Consider the following 9,323-nt stretch of genomic DNA (forward strand, 5'->3'; position numbering starts at 1 on the left):
GCCTGGTTCCGGCAGGGTGTAGCCGGAGCCGTCGAAGTGGGGCTCCGCTGGGCGGAGGCCGAGGCGCGCTGGGGCGATCTAGAGGAAGCGGAACGGCTCGCGCGGGAGCAGGTGAGGCTCGCGCGGCGGCACGGGCTCCGGAAACTCTCCGTGCGCGCGGAGCTGCTGATGGCGGAGCTCGCTTGGCGGCGTTCCGATCTCGGGAAGGCGCGCTCGCTCTTTGCGGTGGCGCTCGAGCGGGCCCGGAACGCGGAAGAGGGCGGCGCGGAGCTGTGGCTCGACATCGGCCGCGCCTTTGCGGACGTGGGCATGGCGTCGCAGGCGGAGGCGGCCTTTCGCACGGCCGTCGGGTGCGCGTCGACGGGCCGTGAGAGGGCGGCGGCGTGGTCCGGGCTCGCCGCCGCGCTCCGTCGGCAGGGCCGGTGCGGGGAAGCCGTGGAGGCAGGGCGCCGGGCGCTTCGCGTCGCGCACTGGTCGGACGAGCAGGATCTCCTACCGGAGATCCTGAGAGACTTGGCGGTCTACCTCGCGGAAGCGGGGCACGTCCTGGACGCGAGGCGGACTCTGGCGCTCCTCGAGCGAAGCGGAAAGCCGAGCGGTCAGTCACGCCGCGGCGCAAGGGGCGCATGAGCGGTGACCACGGAAAGGCGGGCGAAAGTAGTGAGGAACGTGTACTCAAGGCCGGACCGGCAGGGTGCGGGCAGCGCTCGAGCGCCACGCAGAGGGCTCTCGTCTTCACCCATCAAACGTAATGCGGCCTCTCCGTTTGCACCCCGCGGGTTCGCCGCCTGACCACCGAAGCGGGCGAAGCGGGGATGCCTGGTCCGAGAGGAGGTTCCGTCAATTGGTGTGGAAAAGCTCTCAGGCGGCGGCCTCCTCCCGGGTGACCTCGATGCCGTCCTCGTACCGCACTCCGGCGTAGACCTTGGCCAGGAGCTCCGGCGCGTTCAGCCGGCGGAAGCGCTTCTGGGCCACCATCCGCATCTTCCAGACGACCGCCGTCGCCCGCTCCACCCGTTTGAACCGCTTGGCGGCGTCCGTCCGCAGCCGCAGCGCCGCGAACGGCGACTCCACCACGTTCGTCGTCCGCAGGTGCACCCAGTGCTCCTTGGGATAGCGGTAGAAGGTCACCATCCGCTCCCAGTCCCGGGCCAAACGCTCCGCCGCCTTCGCGTACCCGTGTCGCTGGCACCAGACCTCGAACGCCTTGCGCTTCTTGTCGGCTTCCGGTCAGACGTGGCCCAGCGCGCCCCAGATCCCCAGATGCCCGTCCCCGATCACCAGCCGCGGCGCGTTCCTCCCCCGATCCCGCAGGTCCCGCAGCCCCTGCGACCAGCCTGGGCGACGGACGGCTTGGGGGCCTTGGCCCGTGCCGCTACATGGCGTTCCATCTCGTCCAGCACATCCGGGCTCCAGCGGATCTGGCAGACCCCTGCCTCGGCCAGGCTCAGGAGCACATCACGCAGGACAGCCGGGTAGAGCACGTTTGCGTCGAGGAACGCGACGAAGGGCATGGCCCTATGAGCCCGCCTCTTCGTCATCGTAGAGCCCGAGCGATTCCGAGACCCTGCGGACCTCCATCAGTGCCTCATGGCGCCGGCGGTCCCGGCGCTCCTTGTACTCGAGAAGGTCACGCATGTAGATCCGGCGATGGGTGCCGGTCATGTGGTACCGTATCTTGCCATCTTCCAGCAGGCGGATCAGGTATGGGCGCGAGACTCCGAGCAGTTCGGCCGCCTGCTGCGTCGTCAGCTCCTCGTCGTAGTGGAGGATGGCCACGGACCGGCCGCGGGCCATATCCTCCGCCGCTTGGACAAGGACGCGGAAGATCGACGGAGGGATCTCCACCCGGCGACCGGTTGAATCCGCCAGGTAGTAGCGCACCCCCGCCTCAGCCCTGGAGGGCGACAGCGCGTCGTGGATCGCGCGGATCTCGTCGACTTCCTTGTCGCCTGGGATCACGGGCCCGAAGCGGGCGACATGGACGGTCATCGGGTGCACCTCCTACGCCCAGTATAGCGTAACCGCAACAAACGAAACCGCCCGGGACAGGCATCGCTGACCGGGCTGCTCCTGCAGCAGGGGGCGCTCGACGGCCGCCTGGTGGCCACGCCTCCCGGGCCTCCCCGGCGCGCGCCGCCCTACCTGAGCTCCTTGCGCATGCGGTGGAACCGGAAGCTCTGCGGGCCGAGCCGGCGGGGGGCCGTCGTCCGTTCCACGACGAAGCCGTGACGCCGGTAGAGGCGGATGGCCCCATGGTTCGCCGTCTCCACGTCCAGGACCAGCGCCCGGCTGCCCGCGGCGCGGGCTTCCTGCTCCAGGGCGGCGAGGAGGAGGCTCCCCACCCCCTGCCCGCGCGCCGCAGGCGAGACGGCGATGTTGCTCAGGTAGTGTTCGCCCGGGCGGACGGCGGCCACCAGGCCCTGCGCGCTCAGGAGCGGCCCCAGCCGCGCCAGGAAGCCCCCGCCCAGGCCAAGCATCAGGAGCCAGCCGGTGCGCAGCCGCTCGCGCCGCTCCTCGTCGGCGGAGTAGGCCAGGGTCAGGCCCAGGAGGCGGCCGCCGGCCTCGGCGAAGCGGACGTGGCGGAAGCTGAAGAGGTTGCCGGCCTCGCGGAAGAGCCGGGTCAGGAGCGGAGCCGTGGACGGGCCGAAGACGGCGGGCAGGAACTCCTCCGCGGAGAGGAGCAGCAGTGGCGCGAACCCGTCGGCGTCCTCCGGCGTGGCAGGTCGGAGCCGTACCGTCACCGTGGCGAGATGCCCCGCTTCCTCGGGGGATGGGAGGGGCGCGCTCGGCGCCCGACTGGGATTGCGCCGCTCCGCCCCGCGATTCCTCCACGGGATTTCTGCCCGGGATCCGTTCAGCAGGAGATCCTCGCACGCCGTCGAACCGTGTGCCCTAAATCGGACTCCAGGTCCGATATGCGAACCAACATCGACACAGGGGGGAGCGGGTTGAAGCAAAAACGGTACTCCGGCTACAGGTCCTTCCAGTATCTGGAGCCCGGTGTCGACTATCGCGCGTTCAGGCTTGCGAAGGAGATCGGGCGGGTCCCCACCTACGAGGTGCCGGTGACGGAGGAGCAGGAGCGCCGGGTGCAGCGCCTGCTGGAGGAGAACACCGTCGTCTCCGCGCACGACCACGCCTTCCTCGTGCCGGAGGACGTGACGGAGATCTTCGAGTACCGGAGGCACGGCCGGGACTGGACCGGCTACGAGGGGCTGAGCGTCTCCGGGATCGACGTGCTCGTCGAGAACTTCATGGACGGCACCGCGGTCATCACGTCGCGCGCCGGATGGAAGTGGACGGACATCCTCCACGACATCGGCATGCGCTTCAGCGACATCGCCCACCAGGGCATGGTCTTCGTCGCGCAGACGGTGGCGGACCTCTACCGCGCGCGGCCGGAGGGGCGGATCGCCCTGGTCCCTTCGCTGGAGGCGGCCACGGCGATCGAGAACGAGGTCGACCGCGTCGACGTGCTCTACGGCCTGGGCATCCGCGCCATGGGCATCACCTACTCGGAATCCAACGCGCTGGGTTCCGGGCTCCGCGAGGCGCGGGACGGAGGGCTCACGGCCTTCGGCCGCCAGGTCGTGCGGCGCATGAACCGGCTCGGGATGACCATCGACGTGGCCCACTGCGGCGACCGGACGGCGCTGGACGTCATCGAGGCCAGCGAGAAGCCGGTGCTGATCAGCCACGTCGGCGCCCGGGCGCTCTGGAACACCAACCGGATGAAGCCCGACGAGGTGCTCAAAGCCTGCGCGGAGAAGGGCGGCGTGATCGGGATCGAGGCCGCGCCCCACACGACCCTGACGCGGAACCACCGCGAGCATTCCATCGACTCCGTCATGGAGCATTTCGAGTACATCGCCAACCTGGTCGGAATCGACCACGTGGCCTTCGGTCCGGACACGCTCTTCGGCGACCACGTCGGCCTCCACCATGCGTTCGCCAACCAGCTGTCCATCGATCAGACGCACTCGGGCGAGTCCTTCCAGGAAGTCGCCTACGTCCGGGGGCTGGAGAACCCCGCGGAGTGCTTCCCCAACATCACGCGCTGGCTGGTCAGCCACGGCTATTCGGACGAGGAGATCGCGAAGGTGATCGGGCGGAACGTGCTGCGCGTCTTCGAGGAGACCTGGGCTCGTTGAACGGCGCGGCGGAGCAGCGGCGGGGCGGAGCGGAGGAGCGGAGGAGCCACGGAGCGGAGCAGCGGGAGCCGCCGGCGGTTCCGCCCGGGCGCGGGAGGTCAGGCGGCCAGCCCCCGCAGCGGGGTTGGCCGGGGGGAGGAGGCCGAGAGGGGATGCAAGACTTGCGAGCGATCGCGCGAGGAAAGAAGGTGAGCCGGGGCTTGAACCGGTGGATGCGGGTCGTCCCCGTGGCCCTGGCCCTCGTGCTGGTCCTGGGCGCATGCGGCGGCCCGGGCGGCGGCTCGGGTGGCGGCGGCGCCCAGGGCAACGCGGGGCAGGGGGGCGGGAGCGCCCCGGGCGCCCCGCAGAACGGCGGGACGGTGACCATCCCCATCGTCGCCGACCCGACGTTCAACCCGTGGCACCCCAACGCGTACGTGGAGTCCGTCTTCGTCAACCGGGTCCTCTTCGACGGCCTGACGAAGCCGGGGAAGGATCTCTCGCCGGCGCCGGATCTCGCCACTTCCTGGGAGCCGGCGAAGGACGGGCTCAGCTGGACCTTCCACCTGCGCTCGGGGGTCAAGTGGCACGACGGGCAACCGTTCACGGCCGACGACGTCGCGTACACCTTCAACCAGATCGTGCTCAACCCCAAGCTGGCCGCCAACGGCGCCTCGTACTTCAAGGCGGTCCAGGAGGTCACCGCGGTCGACCCGACGACCGTGGTCTTCCACCTGAAGCGGCCCTTCGCGGCGCTGCCCGCCTACCTGGCGTACAACGCGGGCATCCTCCCCAGGCACATCTTCGCGGGGAAGGATCCCTGGTCGCTGACGTCGTTCAACAAGGAACACCCGGTGGGGACCGGCCCCTTCAAGCTCCAGAGCTTCACGCCGGGCCAGGACGTCGTGCTGGTGCGGAACCCCGACTACTTCGGCGGCGCGCCGCATCTGGACCGGCTGGTCTTCAAGGTCCTGCCCGACGCCAACGCCCAGATCGCGCAGGCCCTGAGCGGCGAGATCGGCATCTTCACGCTGGACGACAAGGCGTCGGTGGACCGCATCAAGGCGGCGAGGAACCTGGTCGTCCGGCCCGAGACCCAGGTCCAGTTCTACTGGCTCGCGCTGAACCAGGAGAACCCGCTCTTCCGGGACGTGCGGGTGCGGCAGGCGATGCTCTACGCCATCGACCGCCCGGCCGTCATCCAGGCGGTGGAGCGCGGCTACGCGCAGGTGGCCAACGCGCCCATCTCGCCGGCGCTGAAGGCCTACTACGACCCCGGCCTGGCGTCGCTCTACCCCTATGATCCGGCGAAGGCCAGGCAGCTCCTGGCCGAGGCCGGCTGGAAGGAGACCGGCGCCGACGGCATCCTGGTCAAGGACGGCAAGCCCTTCCGGTTCACCCTCGACGTGGGCCTGAAGGGCGACGTCCAGCCCGTCAGCCAGCTGGTGCAGCAGTACCTGCGGAAGGTCGGGATCGACGCGCAGCTCAACTCGATGGAGTGGAACGCCTTCATCCAGAAGGACGTCGTGCAGCGGAACTACGACGCCACCATCAACTGGTGGGTCTATCCCGCGGATCCCGACGTGCTTCCGTTCTTCATCTCCAGCGCCGCCAAGACCGGCAACAACATCCCCGGCTACAAGGATCCCAAGCTCGACCAGCTGCTGATCCGGGGCGAGCAGACCACGGACCCGCAGAGCCGGGTGGAGGTCTACCGGCAGCTCCAGGCGTACATGGCCGAGACGCTTCCGTACGTTTTCCTCTGGTACCCGCAGGAAGTTCAGGTTCGCAGCGTCAGGCTGCACGGCGTCCCCGACCTGGGGCTGCGGGACGCGATGGACTACGTGAACGAGTGGTGGCTTTCCAGGTAGCGGAGGTGCGGCCGCGCGTCGCCGCGGCGCCGGCGCGGCGACGCGGCAACGCGGCGGCCAGCGCGATGCGAGGGTGATGGGTGATGGCGCGCTTCCTCGTCCGCCGGGTGGGGCAGAGCCTGGTGGTGCTCCTGGTCGTGACGGCGATCACGTTCTTCCTGGTCAACCTGGCGCCGGGCGGCCCGGCGGCCGCCATGCGCATGGACATGACGGCCCGGGAGCGGCGCGCCGTCATCGCCCGCTACGGGCTCGACCAGCCCGTGGTGGTGCGCTACGCGGCCTGGCTCTCCGGCCTGGTGCGCGGGGACCTCGGCACCTCCCTCTCGACGGGCCAGCCGGTGGCGCGGCTGATCGAGCAGCGGTTCGCGAACACGCTGCTGCTCAGCGCGGTGACGCTGGCGCTCTCCTGCATCCTGGGCGTCGCGCTGGGCGCCGTGGCGGCGCTGCGGCGGAACCGGCCGGCGGATCACGGCATCAGCTTCGCCAGCGCCCTGGGCTTGAGCGTGCCCGCCTTCTGGCTCGGGATCATGCTGATCCTGCTCTTCTCGGTGGAGTGGTCGCTCCTGCCCGCCTCGGGCGCTTCCTCGGACGGGGGAGGGGGGCTGGGGGACCGGCTGGCGCACCTGGTCATGCCGGTGATCGTGCTCTCCACCACCACCCTGCCGTCCGTGGTGGGCTTCACGCGCTCGTCCATGCTGGAGGTGATCGGGCAGGACTTCATCCGCACGGCGCGGGCGAAGGGCCTGCCGGAGCTGAGCATCGTCTACGTCCACGCGCTGCGGAACGCGCTGGTCCCGGTCGTCTCCATGGTGGGCGTCCTGGTGCCGCGGCTCCTGGGCGGCGCGATCATCACCGAGAGCGTCTTCGGCTGGCCGGGGATGGGTTCGCTGGCCGTGCAGGCCGCGTCGCAGCGCGACTACTTCCTGGTGATGGGGATCACCGTCGTCGTCACGGCCGTCGTGGTGGCGGTCAACCTGCTGGTGGACGTGGTCCATTCGTGGGTGGATCCGCGGATCCGGCTCGTGTGAGCGCGAGCCGCGGTCCGGCGGAGCGAGGAGGAAGCGCCGTGTCCAGTCATGCCGCGCAAGAAGGGGTGGCGGCGCCCGGCGAGCCGCTGGGCGCGCAGGGCGAGGAAGCCCGGGCGAAGAGGCGGGGGTTCCTGCACCGGTTCCGACGCCAGCGCCTCGCCTGCGCGTCGCTGATCTTCCTGGTGGCGGCCCACCTCGTGGTCTTCGCCGGCCCGCTCGTCTACCGCGCCGACCCCAATGCGACCGACCCCCTGCACACGCTGGCCGGCTCCAGCCTGGCGCATCCCCTGGGCACGGACGAGCTGGGGCGGGACGAGCTGAGCCGCCTGCTGCACGGGGGGCAGGTCACGCTGGCGGTCGGCCTGCTGGCCGTGCTGTTCGCGGTGCTCGTGGGACTGGTCGCGGGCATGGTCGCCGCCTTCTTCGGCGGCCGGCTCGAGACGGTCCTGATGCGCCTGACGGACGCGATGATGGCCATCCCCAACTTCTTCTTCGCGCTCGTCGCCCTGACCGTGCTGGGCCGGACCCCGCTCATGGTCGCGCTGGTCATCGGGGCGTCGAGCTGGATGCAGGTGGCGCGGGTGATCTACGGCGAGACCCTGCGCTGGAAGGAGCGGGAGTTCGTCGAGGCGGCAAGGGCGGTCGGCGCATCGGAGATGCGCATCCTGGCGCGCCACCTCCTCCCGCAGGTGGTTCCCTCGCTGATCGTCTCCGCGACGCTGGGGATCGCCTGGTCGATCCTGACGGAGAGCGCGCTCAGCTACCTGGGACTGGGGATCCAGCTTCCCAGGGCCAGCTGGGGCAACATGCTGCAGAACGCGCAGCAGTACGTCTGGACGGCGCCCAGCCTGGCCGTCTATCCCGGCCTGGCGGTGACGCTGGTGGTGCTCGCCTACAACTTCCTGGGCAACGGGTTGCGGGACGCGCTGGATCCCCGCGCGCGCGGGTAGAGGCGCGCGGACGCGCGTAGAGGCGCGCGGGCGCGGGCAGGCCGGGGAACGGGAGAGAAGGGGGAGTGAGGGCCATGGGGGTGGGGGAGCCGGTCACGCTGGCGGCCGTGGGCGACGTGGCGCCGCTCGTCCGGCCGTCGCCGGACGTCCGGTCCGAGGCCTGGCAGGCGGCGGACGTGCGGCTGGCGAACCTGGAGGGGCCCATCGTCGAGACGGGGACGGAGCTCTTGCCGGCGGAGAAGCTCATCCGGCTGCGCCTGCCGGAGGAGGCGGCGGAATGGCTGGCGGAGCTGGGCGTGGACGCCGTCTCGCTGGCCAACAACCACATCATGGACTGGGGAGCGGGGGCGCTGCGAAGCACGCGCTCCCGGCTCTCCGCCCAGGGCATCCGCTTCAGCGGGGCGGGGACGGACTGGGGCGAGGCGACGGAGCCCGCGTGGCTGACCGTGCGCGGGTACAGGCTGGCCTTCCTGTCGTGGGCCTGCACCGTGCCGCCGGGCTTCCAGGCCGGTCCCGGCCGGCCGGGGATCGCCGGCATCCGGGTGCGCACCCGCTGGGAGGTGGACGCGCGCCTGCTCGACGAGCAGCCGGGCACCCCGCCCTGGGTGCACACGGAAGCGGTGGAGGCCGACCTCGAACGGCTGGCCGAGGCGCTGGCCGGCGCCCGGCGGGCGGCCGACTTCGTCCTCCTCTCCGTCCACTGGGGCGTGCCGCCGCAGTGGAGCTCGGCCTTCCAGGGGCCCGTGGCGGAGTACCAGCGGGAGGTCGCGGCGCGGGCGGCGGCGGCCGGGGCGGATCTGATCCTCGGGCACCACCCGCACGCGCCCTACGGGCTGGGGGAGGCGGCGGGGGTGCCGGTGCTCTACAGCCTCGGGAACTTCCTCTTTCATCCGGAGTACCTGCCCGGGGGCATGGAGTCGGAGCTGGCGGGCCGGGAGGGAGGGGGAGACCGGGAGGGCCCGGCCTACGAGCCGGTCCTCCTTCCGGAGAACCGGGAGAGCTGCCTCGCCCGGATCGAGCTGGTGCCGTCGCCGGGCGGACGCCTCGGCATCCGGCGGCTCCGCCTGGAGCCGGCGCGGCTGAACGACCGCGGCGAGGCCTTGCCCCTGGCGGCGGAGACGGCGGAGCCGATCGCCCGCCGGCTGGAGGCGTTCTCGCGGCGGATGGGCGCCCGCGTGCGCGTGCAGGAAGGCGGGCTCGAGTGGGAGGGAGCGGCATGAGCCCGGACGCCGATCCGATCCCGCGCGGTCTGCCCGAGGTGATGCGGGCGGTGGTGATCCGCGCCCACGGGGGCCCCGAGGTCCTGCGCGTCGAGGAAGACGTCCCCGTGCCCCGTCCCGG

Annotated in this window: 9 protein-coding genes and 1 pseudogene; 6 read left to right on the forward strand and 4 right to left on the reverse strand. The window is 71.3% G+C overall.

Translation table 11 applies throughout. The features are described 5' to 3' along the window. A partial coding sequence (locus QJR14_09185) for a hypothetical protein (GenBank protein ID MDI3317773.1) occupies positions 1-630 on the forward strand: 630 nt, incomplete at its 5' end. Positions 631-861: 231 nt separating this feature from the next. Here the strand turns inward: QJR14_09185 and QJR14_09190 are convergent. The 4 genes and pseudogenes from QJR14_09190 to QJR14_09205 form a co-directional block, all read right to left on the reverse strand. Further along, a pseudogene (locus tag QJR14_09190) lies at positions 862-1,209 on the reverse strand (transposase). A 68-nt stretch (positions 1,210-1,277) separates the two neighbouring features. Further along, positions 1,278-1,514 carry a hypothetical protein gene (locus QJR14_09195; GenBank protein ID MDI3317774.1) on the reverse strand — a complete coding sequence of 79 codons (237 nt, stop codon included), beginning with the start codon at positions 1,512-1,514 and terminating at the stop codon, positions 1,278-1,280. Positions 1,515-1,518: 4 nt separating this feature from the next. Further along, a complete protein-coding gene (locus QJR14_09200) occupies positions 1,519-1,992 on the reverse strand; it encodes a helix-turn-helix domain-containing protein (protein MDI3317775.1) in 474 nt (157 codons plus the stop codon). A gap of 149 nt (positions 1,993-2,141) precedes the next feature. Further along, the gene (locus QJR14_09205) at positions 2,142-2,744 is read right to left on the reverse strand and encodes a GNAT family N-acetyltransferase (GenBank protein ID MDI3317776.1); all 603 of its coding nucleotides are present in this window, start codon (positions 2,742-2,744) and stop codon (positions 2,142-2,144) included. 174 nt (positions 2,745-2,918) lie between these two features. On the opposite strand from QJR14_09205, the gene QJR14_09210 reads away from it, so the two are divergent. The 5 genes from QJR14_09210 (at position 2,919) to QJR14_09230 (ending at position 9,202) form a co-directional block, all read left to right on the forward strand. Next, a complete protein-coding gene (locus QJR14_09210; GenBank protein MDI3317777.1) occupies positions 2,919-4,154 on the forward strand; it encodes a membrane dipeptidase in 1,236 nt (411 codons plus the stop codon). A gap of 200 nt (positions 4,155-4,354) precedes the next feature. Then, positions 4,355-6,004 carry an ABC transporter substrate-binding protein gene (locus QJR14_09215; GenBank protein ID MDI3317778.1) on the forward strand — a complete coding sequence of 550 codons (1,650 nt, stop codon included), beginning with the start codon at positions 4,355-4,357 and terminating at the stop codon, positions 6,002-6,004. Positions 6,005-6,087: 83 nt separating this feature from the next. Then, a complete protein-coding gene (locus tag QJR14_09220) occupies positions 6,088-7,032 on the forward strand; it encodes an ABC transporter permease (protein MDI3317779.1) in 945 nt (314 codons plus the stop codon). Between the two features lie 38 nt (positions 7,033-7,070). Continuing rightward, positions 7,071-7,982 carry an ABC transporter permease gene (locus QJR14_09225; GenBank protein ID MDI3317780.1) on the forward strand — a complete coding sequence of 304 codons (912 nt, stop codon included), beginning with the start codon at positions 7,071-7,073 and terminating at the stop codon, positions 7,980-7,982. A gap of 74 nt (positions 7,983-8,056) precedes the next feature. Continuing rightward, on the forward strand, positions 8,057-9,202 hold the full coding sequence (locus tag QJR14_09230; protein ID MDI3317781.1) for a CapA family protein: 1,146 nt from the start codon (positions 8,057-8,059) through the stop codon (positions 9,200-9,202). Positions 9,203-9,323: the final 121 nt, after the last annotated feature.

It is taken from the genome of Bacillota bacterium (assembly GCA_029961055.1).
Lineage (GTDB): Bacteria > Bacillota > Sulfobacillia > JAIMAT01 > JAIMAT01 > JAIMAT01.

Coding starts and splice junctions, on each gene's coding strand:
- QJR14_09220 (MDI3317779.1), top strand. CDS start 6,088: ATGGCGCGCTTCCTCGTCCGCCGGGTGGGGCAGAGCCTGGTGGTGCTC.
- QJR14_09230 (MDI3317781.1), top strand. CDS start 8,057: ATGGGGGTGGGGGAGCCGGTCACGCTGGCGGCCGTGGGCGACGTGGCG.
- QJR14_09195 (MDI3317774.1), bottom strand. CDS start 1,514: ATGCCCTTCGTCGCGTTCCTCGACGCAAACGTGCTCTACCCGGCTGTC.
- QJR14_09200 (MDI3317775.1), bottom strand. CDS start 1,992: ATGACCGTCCATGTCGCCCGCTTCGGGCCCGTGATCCCAGGCGACAAG.
- QJR14_09210 (MDI3317777.1), top strand. CDS start 2,919: ATGCGAACCAACATCGACACAGGGGGGAGCGGGTTGAAGCAAAAACGG.